The sequence below is a fragment of the Pseudomonas sp. LBUM1645 genome (assembly GCF_059716185.1).
Genome location: NZ_CP166811.1, coordinates 3,123,372 through 3,143,535 on the forward strand (window position 1 = coordinate 3,123,372; position 20,164 = coordinate 3,143,535).

Annotated in this window: 19 protein-coding genes; 9 read left to right on the forward strand and 10 right to left on the reverse strand. The window is 59.6% G+C overall.

The annotated features are described in order from the left end of the window. Positions 1-144 precede the first annotated feature (144 nt). The 4 genes from ACA079_RS14100 to ACA079_RS14115 form a co-directional block, all read right to left on the reverse strand. The gene (locus ACA079_RS14100) at positions 145-1,104 is read right to left on the reverse strand and encodes a 2-hydroxyacid dehydrogenase (RefSeq protein ID WP_497703987.1); all 960 of its coding nucleotides are present in this window, start codon (positions 1,102-1,104) and stop codon (positions 145-147) included. A 147-nt stretch (positions 1,105-1,251) separates the two neighbouring features. Further along, positions 1,252-1,770, reverse strand: coding sequence for a cysteine hydrolase family protein (locus ACA079_RS14105; protein WP_497703988.1), 519 nt, complete (start codon positions 1,768-1,770; stop codon positions 1,252-1,254). Positions 1,771-1,958: 188 nt separating this feature from the next. Next, on the reverse strand, positions 1,959-2,576 hold the full coding sequence (locus ACA079_RS14110; RefSeq protein ID WP_497703989.1) for a TetR/AcrR family transcriptional regulator: 618 nt from the start codon (positions 2,574-2,576) through the stop codon (positions 1,959-1,961). Between the two features lie 31 nt (positions 2,577-2,607). Beyond that, positions 2,608-2,991 carry a tautomerase family protein gene (locus ACA079_RS14115; RefSeq protein ID WP_497703990.1) on the reverse strand — a complete coding sequence of 128 codons (384 nt, stop codon included), beginning with the start codon at positions 2,989-2,991 and terminating at the stop codon, positions 2,608-2,610. Positions 2,992-3,260: 269 nt separating this feature from the next. On the opposite strand from ACA079_RS14115, the gene ACA079_RS14120 reads away from it, so the two are divergent. Together ACA079_RS14120 and ACA079_RS14125 are read left to right on the forward strand one after the other, a co-directional pair. Further along, entirely contained in the window at positions 3,261-4,541 is a 1,281-nt protein-coding gene (locus ACA079_RS14120; protein WP_497703991.1) for a serine/threonine transporter, read from the forward strand. Between the two features lie 345 nt (positions 4,542-4,886). Continuing rightward, on the forward strand, positions 4,887-6,548 hold the full coding sequence (locus ACA079_RS14125; protein WP_497703992.1) for a SulP family inorganic anion transporter: 1,662 nt from the start codon (positions 4,887-4,889) through the stop codon (positions 6,546-6,548). Between the two features lie 105 nt (positions 6,549-6,653). On the opposite strand, the gene acnB is transcribed toward ACA079_RS14125, so the two are convergent. After that, positions 6,654-9,263, reverse strand: a complete 2,610-nt coding sequence (gene acnB, locus ACA079_RS14130) for a bifunctional aconitate hydratase 2/2-methylisocitrate dehydratase (RefSeq protein WP_497634678.1) — start codon at positions 9,261-9,263, stop codon at positions 6,654-6,656. A 408-nt stretch (positions 9,264-9,671) separates the two neighbouring features. Between acnB and ACA079_RS14135 the strand changes: the two genes are divergently transcribed. After that, positions 9,672-10,142: a DUF1289 domain-containing protein gene (locus ACA079_RS14135; protein WP_497703993.1), complete on the forward strand. Its 471-nt coding sequence runs from the start codon at positions 9,672-9,674 to the stop codon at positions 10,140-10,142. Between the two features lie 96 nt (positions 10,143-10,238). On the opposite strand, the gene uspL is transcribed toward ACA079_RS14135, so the two are convergent. Next, positions 10,239-11,102, reverse strand: coding sequence for a universal stress protein UspL (gene uspL, locus ACA079_RS14140; RefSeq protein ID WP_497703994.1), 864 nt, complete (start codon positions 11,100-11,102; stop codon positions 10,239-10,241). Between the two features lie 158 nt (positions 11,103-11,260). Between uspL and ACA079_RS14145 the strand changes: the two genes are divergently transcribed. The 3 genes from ACA079_RS14145 (at position 11,261) to ACA079_RS14155 (ending at position 14,108) form a co-directional block, all read left to right on the forward strand. Further along, positions 11,261-11,869: a MiaE family protein gene (locus ACA079_RS14145; protein WP_497703995.1), complete on the forward strand. Its 609-nt coding sequence runs from the start codon at positions 11,261-11,263 to the stop codon at positions 11,867-11,869. 244 nt (positions 11,870-12,113) lie between these two features. Further along, positions 12,114-12,821: a winged helix-turn-helix domain-containing protein gene (locus ACA079_RS14150; RefSeq protein WP_497704324.1), complete on the forward strand. Its 708-nt coding sequence runs from the start codon at positions 12,114-12,116 to the stop codon at positions 12,819-12,821. After that, positions 12,822-14,108 carry an ATP-binding protein gene (locus ACA079_RS14155; RefSeq protein WP_497703996.1) on the forward strand — a complete coding sequence of 429 codons (1,287 nt, stop codon included), beginning with the start codon at positions 12,822-12,824 and terminating at the stop codon, positions 14,106-14,108. It begins immediately after the preceding gene. A gap of 112 nt (positions 14,109-14,220) precedes the next feature. Here the strand turns inward: ACA079_RS14155 and ACA079_RS14160 are convergent, their stop codons facing one another. From ACA079_RS14160 to ACA079_RS14170, 3 genes are all read right to left on the reverse strand, one after another. Beyond that, positions 14,221-15,009 carry a MipA/OmpV family protein gene (locus ACA079_RS14160; protein ID WP_497703997.1) on the reverse strand — a complete coding sequence of 263 codons (789 nt, stop codon included), beginning with the start codon at positions 15,007-15,009 and terminating at the stop codon, positions 14,221-14,223. 100 nt (positions 15,010-15,109) lie between these two features. Next, a complete protein-coding gene (locus ACA079_RS14165; RefSeq protein WP_497703998.1) occupies positions 15,110-15,598 on the reverse strand; it encodes a GFA family protein in 489 nt (162 codons plus the stop codon). Positions 15,599-15,644: 46 nt separating this feature from the next. Beyond that, on the reverse strand, positions 15,645-16,049 hold the full coding sequence (locus tag ACA079_RS14170; protein WP_497703999.1) for a PaaI family thioesterase: 405 nt from the start codon (positions 16,047-16,049) through the stop codon (positions 15,645-15,647). 277 nt (positions 16,050-16,326) lie between these two features. Here ACA079_RS14170 and ACA079_RS14175 point away from each other — a divergent pair, with 277 nt between their 5' ends. The 3 genes from ACA079_RS14175 to ACA079_RS14185 all read left to right on the forward strand — a co-directional run bounded on the left by ACA079_RS14175 (position 16,327) and on the right by ACA079_RS14185 (position 19,536). Beyond that, positions 16,327-17,211 (forward strand): LysR substrate-binding domain-containing protein, encoded by an 885-nt coding sequence (locus ACA079_RS14175; protein WP_201187467.1) that lies wholly within the window; start codon positions 16,327-16,329, stop codon positions 17,209-17,211. A 99-nt stretch (positions 17,212-17,310) separates the two neighbouring features. Beyond that, a complete protein-coding gene (aguA, locus tag ACA079_RS14180) occupies positions 17,311-18,435 on the forward strand; it encodes an agmatine deiminase (protein WP_497704000.1) in 1,125 nt (374 codons plus the stop codon). 3 nt (positions 18,436-18,438) lie between these two features. Then, the gene (locus ACA079_RS14185) at positions 18,439-19,536 is read left to right on the forward strand and encodes an extracellular solute-binding protein (protein WP_497704001.1); all 1,098 of its coding nucleotides are present in this window, start codon (positions 18,439-18,441) and stop codon (positions 19,534-19,536) included. Here ACA079_RS14185 and ACA079_RS14190 read toward each other — a convergent pair. Beyond that, positions 19,511-20,161 carry a DNA-3-methyladenine glycosylase family protein gene (locus ACA079_RS14190; protein ID WP_497704002.1) on the reverse strand — a complete coding sequence of 217 codons (651 nt, stop codon included), beginning with the start codon at positions 20,159-20,161 and terminating at the stop codon, positions 19,511-19,513. The two genes, ACA079_RS14185 and ACA079_RS14190, sit on opposite strands and share 26 nt — an antisense overlap. Between the last annotated feature and the right edge of the window lie 3 nt (positions 20,162-20,164).

Sequence of the window (20,164 nt, forward strand, 5' to 3'; positions counted from 1 at the left end):
GCTTATCCCTTCTGCTTATTCTGGAGGCCTGAGACTATTGGCTAATCTAATGCGCACACCCGACACCCACAACCACGAAACGCCCTTATAGGTGAGCGTGTTGCCGGGCAATCATTGTTTTTGATACACCTGTTTGAATGGTGGTCAGATCATGCTCGTCGTCGATGGCAGGGCAATCGGGGTCAATACCGGATTGCCGGTGAAGAACGCCACCAGATTGCGGCCTACCAGCTCCACGGTGCCTTGAGTGGCTTCCGGGGACAAACCGGCGACATGCGGGGTGAGGATCACATTGGCCAACGCCTTGAAGGCATTGGGTACTTGGGGTTCTGTGTCGAAGACATCCAGCGCAGCGCCGGCAATCCTGCGCTGCTCAAGCGCGCTGATCAGGTCTGCGGTGACTATCACACTGGCTCGTGCGATGTTGACGATGAACCCCTGGGGGCCCAAGGCGTCGAGAACTTGTTTGTTGATCAGGTGTTTGGTGCCCAGCCCTCCGGGGGTCGCGACGACCAAAAAGTCTGATTCCCGTGCCAACTCGGTGGGCGTCGAGCGGAAGCTGTACGGCACATCGCTGCGATGCTGGCGGTTGTGGTAACTGACCGTCATGTCGAAGCCGTGGGCGGCGCGTTTGGCGATGGCCATGCCGACAGCACCGAGCCCCAGGATGCCCAAGTGCTTGCCGGCCAGGGACGGGCGCATGATTTTCGGCCACTCACCCCGGCGCACGGCGGCGTCGCAACGGGGAATGTCACGCACCAGCGACAGCAGCATCGCCATGGCATGGTCGGCGACTGAAGAGGCATTGACGCCGGCGCCATTGGTGACCGTTATGCCCCGGTTGGCGGCGGCTTGCAGGTCGACGTGTTCGTAGCCGGCGCCGATCACGCAGATGATCTTGAGATTGGGCAGGGCGGCGATTTCGTCGGCATACAGGCCCAATGGGCCGCGGGTCAGCACCGCATCGATCTGCGCGCCATGCCGTGTAATGGCATCGGCGCGCTCGGCAGGCGTGGGCGCCAGAATCAGGTGAAACCCCTGATGTTCGAGAATCGGCAGGTAATCATTGATGGTTTCAACCAGTACCAGAACGGTTGCGGGCATGCTGGGCTCCTGTGCGCATCGGAAAGTCGAGGCTCGAAAGTTGCTTCAAAACGTTGCTTCAAATTGCTGATTCCGCAACGGTTTGGCATTTACCAAAGATAGCAGGCTTGTGGCCTTCGACCTCAGTGTAGGAGCGTTCCGTAGCGCTTACATATCCACGGTGTTCAACACCTTTGCGAAGGCACCGTTCAACGTCGCGTTATGGTGTTCGATGATCGACCGGGCCGGCAGCGCCGGTGTGTCCATGCAGGTATGCGCATCGGCCACGAGTATGGGTTTGAACCCCAACTCGGCCGCAGCCCGGCAGGTGCTGTCGATGCAGTATTGGGTTTTCATGCCGGCGATGAACACCTCATTGATGCCGCTAGCCCGCAGTTGCTCCGCCAGCGCGGTGGCGTAAAAGGCATTGGGTCGGGTTTTGTCGAACAGGATGTCGGTGCTGGCATCCAGGTCCAGTGCGGGCAATAGCTGCCAGAAGGGGCTACCGACTTCGATGGGCGAACCTTGAGGGCCGGTATGGCGCACCGCGAAGATCGGCAGGTTGCGCTCCCTGGCCTGACGAATGAGATGCTGAATGTTCGCCAGTACCCGTTCACCGTCGTAGGGTTTTTCCGGGCCGTGGAACAGACCGACCTGCATATCGATGATCAACAGTGCTGATGACATGGGTGTTTCTCCTTGGGTGTCGTACGAAAAGTGCCGAACGGACGGGAGAAACGACAAGGCCCCGTCCATTGCTGGCGGGGCCTTGGGTTCACTGCGCTGTGTTTATCTCAGCCAGCCACCGCACGACCCGCCGTTAGCGGTCGTGGTGGTGCGGGTGAGGTTCAGCGCAGGAATATTCATGAGGCCGATCATGCTGTCGGCGTCGCGGGTGTGTCAATGGCCGTGTCCGAGGTGAGAAATGTCCGGGCTGCGTCGAGAATTTCATCGGACAAGGCGTCACCCCGGGTTGCGCGGGCCAGGGTCAGGGCGCCGACCATCAGCGAATAATCCACCAGCGCTTTTTGCCGATTGGCTTCGGGCTGATCCGCGCCCATCAGCGGTGCCAGCATCTGCAGCAATGCCTCCAGCCCTTGGGTGTAGGTCTGGTGCAATCCGCTTTCAGCGGTTTCATGACACATGTCGCCAGCAAACGCGGTCACCGGGCAGCTTTCACCCGGATTGTCGCGATTGGCCGCGGACAGGTAGGGCGCAATGATGCTCTCGCGGGCCGAGAGACTGTCATCGTTACCCTCTATTTTCTGCTTCCAGCGTTCCATCGATTGGGTGAACGCCCGGCTGCACGCCTCTTGCGCCAGCGCTTCCTTGGATTCGAAGTGACCATAGAACCCGCCATGGGTGAGGCCGGCCGCGCCCATCACCTCGACGACACTGATCCCGTGCAGGCCGCGTTCGCGAAACAGACGCGTGGCGGCCTCGACGATGATCTCGCGGTTGAGTTCGGCTTGTTTGCGGGAGACTCGGGGCATTGGTGGCTCACAGGTATATAAAAGGTAGAAATCAGAGGGCGTACTGGGCTATGCCATTGCCAAACGACCAGTTCTCTTTCTTGACCTCCACCAGATTGATGAACACATCTTCCAGGCGCACCGCGAGTTCCGCGTTAAGGCTCTCGGCAATGGTTTTGTAGAGGAGTTTTTTCTGCTCGATGGTGCGGCCTTCGCTCAGGGTGATCTGAATCACCACCAGATTGTCGGTGCGATTGATGCCCAGGTAGCCGGGATCGAAGATGAAGTGCTGTTCATCGTGCTCGGCAAGAATCTGGAAGTTATCGTTCTCCGGCACGCCAATGGCGCTGTGCATGGCGGCGTAGATCAATTGCCCGACACGTTTGGCATAAGTCGGGTCTTGATGCTTTTTGATATCGACGCGAACGAGTGGCATGAGAGGGCTCCGAAATTAGTGTTACCGGTCAGCAGTCGGGATCGAAATTACATGACGACAATCCTTTATTGAATAGATTTTTTAAAACATCTATTTAATAAAGGGTGCCAGAGGATCTGATCCGCACAACCACTCCTCAGCTAAGTCTTTGCTTCTGCTCATTAATCCCGGACAATCGCGCCCCTGTTTCGGCCAGGGCGCTGCCTGTCGGATTTTTCCGACTCGCCCTGACCGGGTAGCAACTGACCGGAATGCGGAGATCCCACCGGATGAATGATCAGGCCAATAGCGTCGACGAACGCTATGTATCGGCGGCACCAGCGACACTTGAGAGCTGGAATCGCCATGACACCACCTGGATGCTGGGCCTGTTTGGCACGGCCATTGGGGCTGGCACGCTGTTTTTGCCGATTAACGCGGGTCTGGGCGGCTTCTGGCCGTTGCTGGTCCTGGCGGTGTTGGCGTTCCCCATGACGTTTTACGCACACCGTGGCCTGACCCGTTTTGTGTTGTCCGGACGCGAAGGCGCGGACATCACTGAAGTCGTGGAAGAGCACTTCGGGATCAAGGCTGGCGCGCTGATCACCTTGCTGTACTTCTTCGCGATCTTCCCGATCCTGTTGATCTACAGCGTGGCCCTGACCAACACCGTGGGCAGTTTCCTCGAGCATCAACTGCACATCATGCCGCCACCGCGCGCCGTGCTGTCGTTGGTGCTGATCCTCGGCCTGTTGGCGGTGGTACGTTGTGGCGAACAGGCGATCGTCAAGGCCATGAGCCTGATGGTTTATCCGTTCATTGTTGCGCTGCTGTTCCTCGCCGTGTTCCTGATTCCCCACTGGAACGGCGGCATTCTCGCCACCGCGTCGACGCTGCCAGAACCGTCGGCATTGCTGCACACGCTGTGGCTGGCGATTCCGGTGATGGTGTTCTCGTTCAACCATTCACCGATCATCTCGGCGTTTGCGGTGGACCAGAAGCGTCGTTATGGCGATCACGCCGAAGAGCGCAGCTCGCAGATCCTGTCCCGCGCCCACGCCTTGATGGTAGTGATGGTGCTGTTCTTCGTGTTCAGTTGCGTGTTGACCCTGTCGCCAGCGCAATTGGCTGAAGCCAAGGCGCAGAACCTGTCGATCCTGTCGTACCTGGCCAACCACTTCAGCAACCCGACCATCGCCTTCGCGGCGCCGTTGATTGCGTTCGTGGCCATTTCCAAGTCGTTCCTGGGTCACTACATCGGCGCCAGCGAAGGTCTTAAAGGTCTGATCGTGAAGAGCGGCAAGCGCCCGACACCGAAGACCCTGGATCGCATGACTGCCGCCTTCATGCTGGTGGTCTGCTGGATCGTTGCCACGCTGAACCCGAGCATTCTCGGGATGATCGAAACCCTCGGTGGCCCGATTATCGCTGCGATCCTGTTCCTGATGCCGATGTACGCGATCCGCAAGGTTCCGGCCATGGCGCGTTATCGCGGTCAGGCTTCCAACGTCTTCGTGACGGCGGTGGGCCTGGTGGCAATTTCGGCGTTGATCTATTCGCTGACGGCCTGAGTTTGAATCACCACTGATGTTTCTGTGGGGGCTGTGAGTCCGCTATCGCGAGCAAGCTCGCTCCCACAGGATCTGCGCGGTCCGTGTGGGAGCGAGCTTGCTCGCGATTGGGGCCGCTCGGTCCTCGGGTAAGCAAAGCAGTGAGTCCCACATTTGCTCAGGCATAAAAAAACGCCGCTCATCTCACGATGGGCGGCGTTTTTTATTGTGTTGAAACTGCTCAACTCCTGACCCAGAGCCGACATTCCGTGCGCTTAGCGATTAAGCTTGAGGTTGCATAAACGCGTCATAGAGCGTTTGCCGAGGACTTTTCCCGGCCAGTCTATCTTTCTCTGGAGACGCTTCATGGCTCGTGCTCACGGCGCATCGGCGCAACCCCAAGCCGATAGGCCAAACCGTTGGCTGGACGTATTGGCCGGGCTGTCGATCGCCGGTTTGTTGTTACCCGAGGCGGTCGCCTATTCAAGCATTGCCGCGTTGCCGCCACAGGCGGGCGTGATTGCGTTATTTGCCGGTCTGCTGTGCTACGGGTTGTTTGGCACCAGTCGTTTTGCCATCGTTTCTGCTACGTCGTCATCGGCGGCGGTACTGGCCGCCGCCACAGCCACTTTGGCCAATGGTGACTCGGGCCTGCGCATGACGCTGGCGATCGGTCTGGTGCTGGTGACGGGTGGGTTTTTCCTGCTGGCCGGGTTGTTCAAACTCGGCAGTGTGACGTCTTTTATTGCCAAACCGGTGCTGCGAGGCTTTGCCTTCGGTCTGGCAGTGACGATCATCCTCAAGCAAGTAGCGAGCATCGTTGACGTGCACTTGAACAATGGCAACCTGATCCGTTTCCTGCCGCAACTGCTTGAGCAGTTGCCGCAGTGGAACCGGGTCGGCGCCCTTGTGGCGGCTGTGTCCTTGCTGGTGTTGTGGCTGTGCGCGCGGGTCAGGCGTTTGCCGGGAGGTTTGCTGGTGGTGGCGCTTGGCATCGCGGCCGGTCAATGGCTGAACTTGCCCGCTTATGGGGTGAAACTGATTGGCGTGATCGACTTGAACCTGGAGGTGCCGCGCCTTCCTGTGCTGCCGTTTACCGACTGGCTGCGCCTGGGAGAATTGGCGTTTGCCATGGTGATGATTCTGTACGCCGAGTCTTACGGATCGATCACCTCGTTTGCGCTCAAGCACGGCGACCGTGTGTCCTCGAACCGCGATCTGCTGGCACTTGGTGCAGCCAATGTGCTGTCGGGCCTGTTTCATGGCATGCCGGCGGGCGCCGGTTATTCTGCGACGTCGGCCAATGAGGCGGCTGGTGCCGGATCGCGTCTGGCGGGCGCGGTAGCGGCGGGGGTGGTGTTGCTCATCGTGTTGACGGTGTTGCCCTGGATTGCCCTGACCCCCGAGCCAGTGTTGGCGGCCATTGTCATTCACGCATTGGCGCGAGGCTTGAGCCTGCAGCCCTTGGGCCGGTATTTCGTCTGGCGTCGCGATCGTCTGCTGGTGATTTGCGCGGTGGCGGCGGTGCTGGTGCTGGGTGTGTTGGACGGCTTGTTAGTGGCGGTGGTGATCAGCGTGGTGCTGATGTTGAAGCAGATGTCATCGGCGGATATTCAGGTGCTGGGCCAAATGGGCGGTGGCCATGAATTTGTTGACGTGCAACGCCATCCTCAGGCTAGCGAGATCCCCGGAGTGTTGATCGTCAGGCCGAGCGAGGCGCTGTTTTTTGCCAACGTGGAGCGCATTCTGGGCGGTGCATTGCGCCTGGCCCGGCATGCATCGCCACCGATTCATACGATCATCCTCAGTCTGGAGGAGTCTCCCAACCTGGATGGCACGAGTATCGAGGCGCTGGAAGCGTTCTTTATGCAAGTGCGAGCCGAGGACAAGCTGCTGATTCTGGCGCGACTCAAACACGAGGCCAAAGCGGTTCTCGCGCTGTTACCGACGCAGGAACTGGAGCAGGTGATTCTCAGCGGCTTGAGCGTCGACGGAGCGGTGCAACAAGCACTCAAGTCATCCGCATAACCTGTGGGAGCGAGCTTGCTCCCACAGGGGTTCGTGCAAACCTTGCAGGCATAAAAAAACGCCGCTCATCTCACGATGGGCGGCGTTTTTTATTGCGTTGCAGCGTTAGGCTTGAACGACCGGGATGTTGGCGTTCGCAGCAGCTTCACGGAACTCGGCGATCTGGTCGAAGGACAGGTAGCGGTAAACATCGGCCGCCATGCTGTCGATCTTGCCAGCGTATTCCATGTACTCCTCGACGGTCGGCAGGCGACCCAGGATGGAAGCAACAGACGCCAGCTCGGCCGAAGCCAGGTAGACGTTCGCGCCGTCACCCAGACGGTTCGGGAAGTTACGGGTCGAAGTCGACACGACAGTCGAGTTCGGCTCTACACGTGCCTGGTTACCCATGCACAGCGAGCAACCCGGCATTTCCATGCGAGCGCCGGCCTTGCCGTAGATGCCGTAGTAGCCTTCTTCGGTCAGCTGGTGAGCGTCCATTTTGGTCGGCGGCGACAGCCACAGACGGGTTGGAAGCTGACCTTTGACCTGTTCCAGCAACTTGCCGGCAGCGCGGAAGTGACCGATGTTGGTCATGCACGAACCGATGAACACTTCGTCGATCTTCTCGCCAGCAACGCTGGACAGCAGACGGGCGTCGTCCGGATCGTTTGGCGCGCAGAGCACAGGCTCTTTGATGTCGGCCAGGTCGATTTCGATGATCTCAGCGTATTCGGCGTCAGCATCGGCAACCATCAACTCAGGGTTGGCGATCCAGGCTTCCATCGCTTGAGCACGACGTTCCAGGGTACGCGCATCGCCGTAGCCTTCGCCGATCATCCAGCGCAGCAGGGTGACGTTGGAGCTCAGGTACTCGGTGATCGACTCTTTCGACAGCTTGATGGTGCAACCGGCAGCCGAACGTTCGGCCGAAGCGTCGGACAGCTCGAAAGCTTGCTCGATGCTCAGGTTGTCCAGGCCTTCGATTTCCAGAATGCGGCCGGAGAAGGCGTTCTTCTTGCCTTTCTTCTCGACGGTCAGCAGGCCAGCCTGAATCGCGAAGTAAGGAATGGCGTGAACCAGGTCACGCAGGGTGACGCCCGGTTGCATTTTGCCTTTGAAGCGCACCAGGATCGATTCCGGCATGTCCAGCGGCATAACGCCAGTGGCTGCGGCAAACGCTACCAGACCGGAACCGGCCGGGAACGAAATGCCCATCGGGAAACGGGTGTGGGAGTCACCACCGGTACCGACGGTGTCCGGCAGCAGCATACGGTTCAGCCAGCTGTGGATGATGCCGTCGCCCGGACGCAGGGAAACGCCGCCGCGGGTCATGATGAAGTCTGGCAGGGTGTGGTGGGTGGTCACGTCGATCGGCTTAGGGTAAGCCGCGGTGTGGCAGAAGGACTGCATCACCAGATCGGTCGAGAAGCCCAGGCACGCCAGGTCTTTCAGTTCGTCACGGGTCATAGGACCGGTGGTGTCCTGAGAGCCGACGGTGGTCATTTTCGGTTCGCAGTAAGTACCTGGACGAACGCCTTTGCCTTCTGGCAGGCCACAAGCCTTGCCGACCATTTTCTGTGCCAGGGTGAAGCCCTTGCCGGTATCGACAGGTGCTTCAGGCAGTTTGAACAGGTCGGTAGGGCCCAGGCCCAATTCGGCACGGGCCTTGTCGGTCAGGCCGCGGCCGATGATCAGCGGGATACGGCCGCCAGCACGAACTTCGTCCAACAGCACCGGGGTCTTCATTTCGAAGGTGGTCAGGACTTCGTCAGTGCCGTGTTTGCAGACTTTGCCAGCATGCGGGTACAGGTCGATCACGTCGCCCATGTGCATGTTGGTGACGTCGAATTCGATTGGCAGTGCGCCAGCATCTTCCATGGTGTTGTAGAAGATCGGAGCGATTTTGCTGCCGAAGCAGAAACCACCGGCACGCTTGTTCGGCACGTTAGGAACGTCGTCGCCGAAGAACCACAGTACCGAGTTGGTCGCCGACTTACGCGACGAACCGGTGCCGACCACGTCACCGACGTAGGCGATCGGGAAGCCTTGACCGCGCATTTCTTCGATCTGCTTCATCGGACCGGTGACGCCCTGGACGTCAGGCACGATGCCTTCACGGGCCATTTTCAACATGGCGAGGGCGTGCAGCGGGATGTCCGGGCGGGACCAGGCATCAGGAGCAGGGGACAGGTCGTCGGTGTTGGTTTCGCCGGTAACCTTGAACACGCGCAGGCTGATCTTGTCGGCCAGCACAGGGCGGTTTTTGAACCACTCGCCGTCAGCCCAGGATTGCAGCACGCCTTTAGCGTGAACGTTGCCGTTCTTGGCTTTTTCAGCGACGTCGTGGAAAGCGTCGAACATCAGCAGGGTGTGCTTGAGTTCTTCGGCAGCGACTGGCGCCAGTTCGGCGTCGTCCAGCAGATTAACCAGAGTCACGATGTTGTAGCCGCCCTGCATGGTGCCGAGCAGTTCAACAGCGCGTTTCTTGTCGATCAGAGGGGATTTTGCTTCGCCTTTAGCGAGGGCAGACAGGAAGCCGGCCTTTACATAGGCTGCTTCGTCCACACCTGGCGGAATGCGATTGGTGATCAGGTCAACGAGGAAAGCTTCTTCGCCAGCCGGGGGATTCTTCAGCAGCTCGACCAGGCCTGCAGTTTGTTCGGCGTTTAGTGGCTGGGGAACGATACCCAGTGCTGCACGCTCTTCGATATGTTTGCGGTAGGCTTCAAGCACAGTTATTACCCTCATCAGTGGTCCCATCTGGGTGTCCGGGACGCTCATCCCGAAATTGCCGTACTCATGCGCTGCGTGGCGTTGTGGGCCACTTAGCCAGAATTACCGACAATTCCTTACAGAAGCTGCTTTCAAAGTTTTACGCCTGCAGAACGGGGAGCTGATGAGGGTTGGCGTTGGGCTTTTCCCCGCTGGAAAAACCCTTCGCCAACACCGCTCTGAAGGAACGACTGTGCTCGTGACGCTTTGAAAACAGCTTCTAACGGACATTGGCGCCTTAAAAGGCTGGCTGATTCTACGGCAAAAAAAAATTAAAGGTAAGTTAGACCCTCAAGATTGAGGGGTGATCAATGTTAGACAAAGGGCTAACATGCCGACCTGTTCTGCTTTCCCGTGCTCTCCCAACCTATGCCCAATCAGACCATCAAGACCCCCTGCGTCGGCCTCTGCTCCACTGTTTACGGTGATTTGGTGTGCCGTGGCTGCAAGCGTTTCCACCATGAAGTGATCAATTGGAATGGTTACAACGAGGAGGAGAAGCGCGCGGTGTGGCTGCGTCTTGAGCTGCTGCTGTCCCAGGTGATGGCCAGCAAGCTGGAGGTTTTCGATCCACAGCGCCTTCGATTGCAGCTGGAGCAGCGCAAGATCCGCTTTGTGCCGCATCAGTCGGAATATTGCTGGGCCTATCAGTTGATCGCCCGGGGCGCGCGAGTGATCAACAATCTGGAAGCCTACGGGATGGTGCTGATGCCGGAGTTTCGCGACTGGAACCTGCCGGAACTGCGGGATGCCATTGATCGGGAGTTCTTTTTGCTCTCCGAGGCGCATTACCAGCGCTACATTGCACCCGGTTTCCTCAGAGACGCCTTCGGCGCCTGATTTTTAAAGTCAAAAGATCGCAGGCTTCGCCAGCTCCTACAGGTTGAACTCAATACCAAGTAGGAGCTGGCGAAGCCTGCGATCTTTTGATCTTCTCTAATGCTGGGTCACGATCTCTTCCAGATGGTCCATGATCGTATCCGGCTTCAGCACCAGCACATCGCTCTCCACCGCATCCAGCACCACCTCCGCCGTATTCCCGATCAACGCCCCTGACAATCCGGACCGCGCCACGGTACCGATGACCGTCACCGCCGCTTGCAGCTTGTGGACCATGAACGGAATCAACACATCCGCCGGACCTTCCTCGATGTGCAGGTGGTCGTCATCAATGTCGAACTCGGCCTGAAACGCCTTGCACTGTTCGCGATAGCGCGCCTCGATGGTTTCGCTGAGTTGCAACGTCGGGTCGGCCGCCGACAGCATCGGCGACGGATGGGCGCTGACCACGTGCAAATGGGCCTTGGCCAGGCTGGCGATGTCGTAACCGTGATCGACAATGCAAGAGTGCAAGGTGCGGTGTTCACCATCGGTACTACCGACGTCGATCGCCGCCAGAATGACGCCGCCAGTCCAGGGTTTCGAGGTTTTGACCAACAGCACCGGCGTCGGGCAGTAACGCAGCAGCTTCCAGTCCGCCGGGGTGAGCAGGGCTTTTTTCAGCGGACTGTCGGGGTAATGCTGCTTGACCACCAGTCCGCAACCTTCAGCCTGCTGCACATCGACAATGGTTTCGTGCAGGCTTTCGTTCCAGGCCTGCTCGGTGGTGACGCTGTAGCCGTCCTCGATCAGCGCGGCCTTGAGCACGCCCAACATGCCGCTGTGGTCATGCTTGCGGTCGCAGACCAGCAGATGCAGATGAGCCTGGGTCACACCGGCAATCAGCTTGGCCCGTTTGAGCGCCAGGCTTTCCGAGTGTTCAGGTTCGAGGACCACCAGAATGCTGCGAATGGCTTGCATGATCGGGATCTCCATGAAGTAAAAAATATTGCGTTGGACAACTATAGTTGCTGGCTGGCTATTCGGGACTTGATGTATATCAACGGTCGCGACTGGTGGTCTGCCGGCAGGCCGGTATAATCGGCGCCCTTCGAATTGACCTCTTATCCGTGAGCCCCATGATCCTTCCCGAAATTCACGAGTTCCTCGGCTGCCGTACCCCCGACGGCTGGGTTCAGGCCGCACTGGCCGATCAGGAAACCCTGCTGATCGATCACAAAAACTGTGAATTCAAGGCCGCCAGTACCGCGTTGAGCCTGATCGCCAAGTATCACTCTCACGTCGATCTGATCAACCTGATGTCGCGTCTGGCCCGGGAAGAGCTGGTGCACCACGAACAGGTCATGCGCCTGATGAAAAAGCGCAAGATCGGGCTGCGTCAGCTGTCTGCCGGGCGCTACGCCTCGGGCCTGCGTAAAGTGGTGCGCAGCCACGAGCCGGTCAAACTGGTGGACACCCTGGTGGTCGGCGCCTTTATCGAAGCCCGCAGCTGCGAGCGTTTCGAGGCGCTGGTGCCGCATCTGGACGAAGAGCTGGGCAAGTTCTACTTCGGCCTGCTGAAAAGCGAGGCCCGGCATTTCCAGGGTTACCTGAAACTGGCCTACCAGTACGGTGACGCCAAGGACATCGCCCAGGTGATCGACAAGGTCCGCGCCGCCGAGCAGGAGCTGATCGAGTCGCCGGACGTGGAATTTCGTTTCCACAGCGGTGTGCCGACCGCGGCGTGAAGATCAAAAGATCGCAGCCTCGTTTCACTCGACAGCTCCTACAGGAAATGCATTCCAATGTAGGAGCTGTCGAGTGAAACGAGGCTGTGATCTTTGCATGTGAATTGTTAAAAACTCTTAAAAGAATGAAACATCTCCGAAAACCGGCCCCCGAGGCCGGTTTTTGCTGCCTGCGATAACCGTCCGGTCACCGATTGGCGCCATAATGCCGGCCACTTCACGCAAGGGTTGGCAGACGGTCGTTATGGATAGCCTGGGTTTTGGCAAAGTACTGCTGGTGGAAGACGACGAAAAGCTCTCCGGGCTGATCGCGCATTTCCTGTCGCAACATGGCTTTGAGGTCCGGCAGGTGCACCGCGGCGACCTCGCATTGGCCGCATTCCTCGAATTCAAACCGAAAGTCGTCGTGCTCGACCTGATGCTGCCGGGCCAGAGCGGTCTGCACGTGTGCCGCGAGATCCGCAGCGTGTCCGACACGCCGATCGTCATTCTTACCGCCAAGGAAGACGATCTTGATCACATCCTCGGGCTGGAGTCCGGCGCCGATGACTACGTGATCAAACCGATCAAACCGCCGGTTCTGCTGGCCCGGTTGCGTGCCTTGCAACGTCGTCAAACGCCGGACAGCGGCGTGTGCACCGCTCTGGAGTTCGGCCATCTGAGCATCGACCGCAGCTGCCGGGAAGTGCGGCTGGCGGGTGAGGGCATCGAACTCACCACCATGGAGTTCGAATTGCTGTGGTTGCTGGCGAGCGCTGCCGGCAAGATTCTGTCCCGCGACGACATTCTCAACCGCATGCGTGGCATTGCGTTCGACGGTCTCAACCGCAGCGTTGACGTTTACATCAGCAAACTGCGGGGCAAGCTCAAGGACAACCCTCGAGAGCCGGTGTGCATCAAGACCGTCTGGGGCAAGGGTTACCTGTTCAATCCGTTTGCGTGGGAGCTGTAAATGCTGCGGTTATTCCTGGGGCTGTTTCTGGTGATGACGGTTGGCCTGGTACTGGGGCTGCAAACGGTCGAGCGCACGTTCGATGCGTTGCTCGACGGCCAAATGCAGAGTTACAACCGCGAGGCGGTGCGCGGCCAGGCCTGGTCGCTGGCCGAGCAGTTGCGGGAGCTGGACGCTTCGGACCGGGAGCGACAACTGGAGGCGGTGCGCCCCCACTATGGCTTGGGCCTGACCCTGGTCGATAGTGGTCAACTGTCCCTGACCGATCTGGAGAAAGCCGAGCTGGCCCGGGGGCTGCTGGTGATTCGCGACAAGTACACGCAATTTATCTCGCGCATTGACGACGGTTCGCAGTTGCTCAGCATCAAGCTGCCGGCCGAGCCCAGTTTGATGCCGTTCTACATTGCCGCGGCCTATCTGATGATCGCCGTGATGATCGGGTTCGTGTTGTTGTTCTGGGTCCGCCCGCATTGGCGGGATCTGGAGAAACTGCGCCTGGCGGCCGAGCGTTTTGGCGATAACGACCTGTCGTCGCGGATCCAGCTGTCCAAGCGCTCGAACATTCGTGACCTGGCCGAACACTTCAACCTGATGGCCGCCCGCATCGAAGGCCTGATAGCCAATCAGCGCGAGCTGACCAACGCGGTGTCCCATGAATTGCGCACGCCGATTGCCCGGTTGTCGTTTGAGCTCGACCAGCTCAAGCAACAACCCGATCCGGCCCAGAACCGTGAACTGATTGCCGACATGTACGCCGACCTCGGCGAGCTGGAAGAGATGGTGTCCGAACTGCTCACCTATGCCAGCCTCGAGCGCGGCGCCACGGTGATCACTCGGGAAAACATTCAGGCCAGCAGTTGGCTCGACAGCGTGGTCGGCAGCGTCGCGCTGGAAGCTGAAGCCGCCGGCGTGCAATTGCTGATTGTCGAGTGTCAGGTCGATGAGGTGCGCATCGAACCGCGTTTCATGGCCCGGGCGGTGATCAACCTGCTGCGCAATGCCATTCGTTATGCCGATGAGCGGGTGGAAGTGTCGTTGGTGCGCACCGGTGATCACTACGAAGTGCGGGTCAACGACGACGGGCCGGGCGTGCCAATGGACGGGCGGGAGAAAATCTTCGAACCGTTCTCGCGCCTGGACGCCAGCCGCGACCGCCGCACTGGCGGCTTCGGCCTGGGCCTGGCATTGGTCAGGCGAGTCTCACAATCCCATGGTGGGCAAGTCGAAGTGGCGGACTCGCCGTGGGGCGGGGCGTCGTTCCGCATGACCTGGGCGCACCTGGATTAGTTGTGTTGTTCTAACTGACGCCATCGCGAGCAAGCTCGCTCCCACATTTTGGAATGCATTCCCCTGTGGGAGCGAGCTTGCTCGCGATAGGGCCATCTGCAACACCGCATGGTCAGAAGGTGTACACAACCTGCCCAGCCAATGATGTCTGCATCCTCCGCTCAACAATCGGGCTATCCGCCGCATCATTGGCCAGATATTGCACAGCCAACACCGTCGAAACACTCCACCGATCATTGACGGGCACTGTCCAGGTCAAATCCGCCCCGCGACTCACCAGCCCGCCATGCGTGTCATAAGCCCTGAACTGACTGCGCGAAGCCTGGGCAGCGCTGACGCCGTACCAGGTGCGCACGTAATTGCTGTCACCAAACTGGCTATTGAGGCTGCCTACGACCTTGCCATAGTCACCCTCATAAAACGGCGCGCTGATGCTCAGTTTTAACCGGTTCCACGCCGAGCCGGTGTCGTGATCGTCATCGTCCTTTTCCAAGGCATGCTCAAAACTGGCACCGAGAATAATCGGCCCCATGTGGTAAGTCCCGTCGAGCCCCAGCGCCGGGCGCGTCTTGATCGAGCCCATGCCGTTCAGCTCATCCGAACCTTTGAACCCGGTCTTGCGATCCTTGCGCACATCACTGGCGCCGATGTACACGCTGAGGCCGAAGTCGTCCTCGTCAAACGCCCAGCCCAGACCCTTTTCAGTGTCCAGAAAGACTCCGTAAGGGCTGACGATTTCACCGCCCAGCAGCGGCACCACCGCGCGTTCGTCACTGCCGCTGTAACGGGGCACGCTGGCTGCACCGGCCCGCAAGGTATAGCGCCAGTCTTCGGCCCGTAACGAGTCGGTGGGAATGAGCAGGCAAAGCGAAGTCAACGAAAGACATAGCGAGCGAAGCATGGGAGCACCCGAGGGAATTTGGATGCGCCCATGCTAGGCGGCTGCCGGCCTGCAATCTTTGACAGCTTTGTCGGGAAACTGTCAAAGAATGTGAACCGGCTTAGCGGCTCAAACCCAAGCGCTCATGCCACTCGGCGATGGATTCTTCGGGATAGACGTCGAACTGCTGATCCCCAGGATGCGCCTCGACTTCCACCCACGGCGCCTTGGAACCGAGCATCAAGTGCGTGTGCTCCGGTGGCACCGGCAGCGGGGTGTCGATGGCAGAGGCAAACGGGTGAATCAGCTCCGGCCATTCCGGGCTGAACAGCCACAAGCCTGAGCCACACAGAGAACAGAAATGCCGCTCGGCGGTGCTGCTGTGGGCGCGTTTATCGCCTTCGTCCTTGAGTCGTGCGTGATAAATCGCGATGTGCTTGCGACCGCGCACCTTCAGGCTGCCGGCATCGCCACCCAGGTTGATCGCATAACCGCCACCGCCCTGGGTCTTGCGGCAGATCGAGCAATAGCAACGCTGGTACGGGTAGGGGTGGGCGCTGGTCAAACTGAACGACACTGCGCTGCAATGGCAGGAGCCTTCGAGCTGCATGGGAACCTCCGACAGGTCTGGAACTTACCCAAGACAGCCTAGACCTTCAGCGCCCCTCGACCGGTACGAGAATCGCATCGCCGGTCGCCACCAGTTTCAGTTGATCGCCGGTTTGCGCGAACAGCTCGGCGCGGGCGAACACTTGCTTCTTGCCAGCCTTCACTACCTGACCCCGAGCGATGAACACTTCGCCGATGGCGGGTGCCAGGCAGTTCACTGAAAAATGCGAGGCCAGCACGTTGCCGGCGACCGTTCCGGCTGCGAATCCGCAGGCTGTGTCAAGCAGCGCGCCGATCAGTCCGGCGTGCAGGAAACCTGCGTACTGCGCCATATCGCTCTCGCGAAAAGCCATCGTGAGCTCGGCTTCGCCGTTCTCGGCGCGAGTGACTTCGAAACCGGCCCAGCGGTTAAAGGCTGAGGTTGAGTTGATCTGTTTGAGTGCGTTGAGCATGGCGAATCCCTCCGATTGAGGCACCAACATGCGCCGGGTTTGGGGGGAAGTCATGGTGGATAAGGGCGGGTGATGGGGCGTTGGATTTGTGGTGAATGTGCTGGCCTCATCGCGAGCAAGCTCGCTCCCACAGGGTATCGGTGTTGTACACAAATACTGAGTTCACTGAAGATCAAATGTGGGAGCGAGCTTGCTCGCGATGAACGATAACTCGGTCCTGCTGGACGCCTGCTAATGGCCAAGGCAGCATGGGCGCCTTGAAATCGGGGCTCTATTCATGCGACGACTACCCTCCCTGGCAGCACTCAGAACCTTCGAATGCGCCGCCCGCCACGCCCATTTCGGCCGGGCGGCGGCGGAGTTGTGCGTCACCGACAGCGCGGTCAGCCATCAGATTCGCCAGCTCGAAGAGCAATTGGGCGTGACGTTGTTCATCCGTGAAGGCCGGCAAATTCGCCCGACGATGGCCGCCGGGCGCCTGATGCAAAGCTTGCAGCAGGCCTTCGAACTGATCGGCGATGCCTGCGATGAGCTGCGTGACCCGTCATCGCTGGCGGTGTTACGCCTGGCAGTCACCGCCGAGCTGGCGCAAAAGTGGTTGATGAGTCGCCTGACGGATTTTTACGCGCGCTATCCGCACATCACCCTGCACCTCTACGAACAACCGATCGACGCCACGGCGCCGGGCGAAGACATCGACCTGGCGATCACTTACGGCACCGGCCCGGTGGACAGTAGCGCGTACTTCGTCAGGCCGTTGCCGGCGTTGCAGTTCTTCCCGGTGTGCAGTCCCGGTCTGTTCAACCAGGGCACCTTGAAAACTCCGAAGGATCTGACGCGTCACTGCCTGCTGCACGATGATCAGGACGGCAAGACCTGGACCGCTTGGCTCACCAGCCATGCCGGCGATCAGCGCCCCGAACGGCAGCTGTATTTCGCCCACGCCGGTTTGGCGCTGGAAGCGGCGGCTCAAGGTCAGGGTGTGGCCATGGGCGATAACTTGACCGCGCAGGAGGATTTGCTCAGCGGTCGTCTGGTCCGGCCGTTCACTTCAAGCATGACTGCACTCGGCCAATATGCGCTGGTGTGTGAGCGGGTGCGGCTGGAGCGCCCGGCAGTGGCGCAGATGCTGGAATGGTTCAACGATCAGCTGATCGATTGATGAGTTGAATTCAAGTATTCCGAAATAATCATCGTTGGCGAGAAGGACGCTGGCGACCGTAGCCTGTGGTCATTCCAATCCCCGCGATGAGGTTTGACCATGGCACGTTTGCTCGATTCCACCCCGAAACTCGATGGTTTCCGTTTGCCCGGCGAATTCGAAACCAAGTCCGGTTGCTGGCTCGGCTGGCCGGAGCGCACCGACGTCTGGCGCAATGGCGGCAAGCCTGCACAGAAAGTCTGGGTGCAGATCGTCACTGCCATCTCCCGCAGTGAACCGGTCACCGTGTGCGCCTCCGCCGCGCAGTTCGCCACCGCTCGCCGCCAATTGCCGCCTCAAGTGCGGGTGGTGGAAATGACCTGCAACGACACCTGGTTCCGCGACAGTGGCCCATGCTTTGTGGTCAACGATGACAGCGGTGAGGTGCGCGGCGTGGACTTTGAGTTCAACGCTTACGGCGGCCTCGACGGTGGCCTCTATTACCCGTGGGACAAGGACGATCAGATCGCCAGCAAAATCCTCGAAATCGAACGGTTCGACCGTTATCGCGCGCCGCTGATTGCCGAATTGGGTGGCATCCAGAGTGACGGCCAGGGCAGCGTTCTCACCACCGAACAATGCCTGCTCAACCGCAATCGCAACCAGCATTTGGGCAAGGAAGAAGTCACCCGGCGATTGACCGATTACCTCGGCGCCGAGCAAATCATCTGGCTGCCACGTGGCTGCAAGTTCGACGAAACCGACGGCCATGTCGACGATCTCGCCTGCTTCGTGCGCCCCGGTGAAGTGGTGCTGCAATGGACCGACAATCGCGATGACCCGCAATGGGAAATCTACCAGGAGGCCTACGACATCCTGCGCAGCACCCGCGACAGCCGTGGCCGCGAGCTGAAAGTGCACAAGCTGCCGCAACCGGACGTGCTGGAATGGACCGCCGAGGAAGCCGAAGGCCTGGATCAGCAAGACAGCACCCACACCCGTCAGGCCGGGACCAAAATCTGTGCGTCGTACATCAACTACTACGCCGGCAACACCTCGATCGTCGTACCGCTGTTTGGCGATCGTAACGATCAGGCAGCAATGGCGACCCTCGCCGAACTGTTCCCGCAGCACACAATCGTCGGCATCGAAAACTCCCGGGAGATCCTCCTCGGCGGCGGTAACGTCGCCTGCATCACCATGCCGCAGTATGCAGGCAGTGCCTGCAACAAAAAGGGAGTTTGAAAAATGGGCCTGCACAAACTGACTCAAGCATTACTGCTGGTGCTCGCACCCCTGTGTGTGCAGGCCGCCGACACCGCTAAACCGGTGGTCAATCTGTACATCTGGGGCGAGTATCTGGCCCCGGATACCTTGACCAATTTCGAGAAAGAAACCGGCATCCACGTGGTGGCCGACCACTTCGACTCCCTGGAAACCGTAGAGACCAAACTGCTCACCGGTCGCAGCGGCTATGACCTGGTGCTTACCGCCGGCCAGCATTTGTCCCGGGCGATCCAGAGCGGCGCGATTCAAACCCTGAACCCGCAACAGCTGCCGCATTTTGCCGGCGTGGGTGACGAGTTCCGCCAGCACATGGCGGTGTTCGATCCGGGCAATCGCTACGCAGGGATCTACGCCTGGGGCACCACTGGCGTCGGCTATCAGGAACAGGCAATCAAGAAGCGCCTGCCCGACGCGCCACGGGACAGTTGGGCGATGCTGTTCGACCCGGCGGTGGTGTCGAAGTTTGCCGATTGCGGGGTCAGTTTGCTCAACGATCCCAACGAAGTTTTCGCCGCGGTCATGAAGTACATGGGGCTGGACATCAACCGCCAGAACCTCGATGACCTGAAACGGGCCGAACAGCAACTGGCGAAAATCCGGCCCTACATCCGCTACTTCGACAATGACCTGAACATCAGCGACCTCGCCAATGGCAACACCTGCGTCGCGATGTCGTGGAACGGCAACGTGGCCATCGCCGCCGGGCAGGCCGAGGCTGCGAACAAGCCGTTCAAGCTGAGTTATCGGATACCGAAGGAGGGCACGTTGATCTGGTTCGACGCGATGGTCATTCCCAAGGATGCGCCTCACCCTCAGGCGGGGCTGGCGTTGATGGATTATCTGATGACGCCGGAGGTGATTGCGCCGATCACGGACACCATTCATTACGCCAATGCGATTACGGCGGCGGACGGCTTGATTGATCCGGCGATTCGCAATGACCCGGGGACGTATCCTTCGGCTGAGGTGAGGGGGTCGTTGTATAGCAAGAATGACAATGGGAAGGCGTTTAACCGGGCGTTGATTCGGGCGTTTAGTCGGTTGAAGTCGGGGTTATGACTGGAACAGGCGGCTTTGGAACACGCCACAAATACCACGCCGCCACCGTCCGAAACGGACTCCACCCCAGCCCGATCTCAATCATCTGCTTGCGATTGGGCTGCACCTCCAACCCCTTCATCCGCCGATACCCCTCACGTACCCCGAAATCATCGGCGGGCAAGATGTCCGGCCGTTCCAGGCTGTAAATCAGCAACATTTCAACCGTCCAGCGCCCAACCCCGCGCAAGGTAATCAACCGCTCAATCAGCGCCTCATCCTCCATGGCCAGTGCCGTGGCGTAATCCGGCACCACACCGTCCAGCGCCGCTTGGGCAATGCCCTGAATGGTTGCGATCTTGCCAGCGGAAAACCCGCACCCGCGCATTTGATCAAAGCCTGTCGCCAGAATCTGTTCAGGCCTCGGGAACGCACCCGTCCCGAACAACGCGATCAACCGACCGACAATCGCATCCCCGGCCTTCGCATGCAGTTGCTGGTAGGCAATCGCCCGCACCAGCGACTCATAAGGATCGCGAGCCGCATGGGGCTGATGCAGGCAAGGGCCGATGGCGGCGATGTGGCGGCGCCAGTCCTCATCGATGGACGATAGAAACTCGGTGGCGGGCAGATAGGCGTCGGGCATGGG